Genomic DNA, 888 nt, shown 5'->3' with positions numbered 1-888 from the left:
GGCATTGTTGCAGAACTCGGCGTTGAAGCGTGATGTCCCCTTACCCCACCAGCCTTAGGCCACGCGTTCGGTCTCGGCAGTGCCGAGGGTGTTGAAGCGGTTCATGAGGGCGATGCGGATGTGGATCTCAGCGGTCTGGCGGTCGGGGTCTCGTGAGGCGATGCGCTCGCCGAAGGACTTCAGGCAGCGCATTTTTGCCTCGATCCGACTTCGGACGTGATAGCCGGACCAGTGCTTCCAGTTTGCTCGCCCAAAGCGTTTGCTCGCCCGAAGGATGTCGTTGCGGGCACGGGCGGCAGGGCAGTTCTCCTTCCAGAGGCGTCCGTTCTTGCGGATCGGGATGATGGCCGTGCCGCCGCGATCGACGATTGCGGTGTGACACCGCCGGGTGTCGAAGGCGCCGTCGCCGGTCACGGTGCCTACCTGTTCATCGGCCGGGATCTGATCCAGCAGATCCGGCAGCACAGGGCTGTCGCCTTCGCGGCTCGAGGTGAACTCCACCGCTCGGATGTCGCCGGTGGCCGTGTCCATCGCCAGATGAACCTTGCGGTATTGGCGCCTGCGGTGCGTGCCGTGCTTGCGCGCCAGCCATTCCCCGTCGCCCAGGAACTTGATCCCGGTGCTGTCGACCAGCAGGTTCAGCGGCCCCGTTGCACGGCGGTGGGGTATGTCGACCACCAAAGATCCTTGTCTGCGGCTCAGGGTGGAGAAGTCCGGCACTGGCCAGTCGAGCCCTGCCATCTTCAGAATGCTGGCCACCATCCCGGTTGTTTGCCGGAGTGGCAGGCCAAAGAGCACCTTCACCATCAGGCAGAACTGGATCGCTGCATCAGAGAACACCGGCGGACGACCAGGACGCCCCGCCTTGGGGGGCAGCCAGACCATGTC

The 888-nt window shown here is 64.4% G+C and carries 1 protein-coding gene; it reads right to left on the bottom strand.

Translation table 11 applies throughout. The features are described from left to right. Window positions 1–54: 54 nt before the first annotated feature. The coding region (locus CDV49_RS20015; protein ID WP_088217016.1) for an IS5 family transposase at window positions 55–888 on the bottom strand (834 nt) is incomplete at its 5' end.

It is taken from the genome of Haematobacter genomosp. 1, from assembly GCF_002196855.1.
GTDB lineage: Bacteria > Pseudomonadota > Alphaproteobacteria > Rhodobacterales > Rhodobacteraceae > Haematobacter.
The sequence above is the reverse complement of the archived record's forward strand: the minus strand, read 5'-3'. Positions and strand labels throughout refer to the sequence as shown.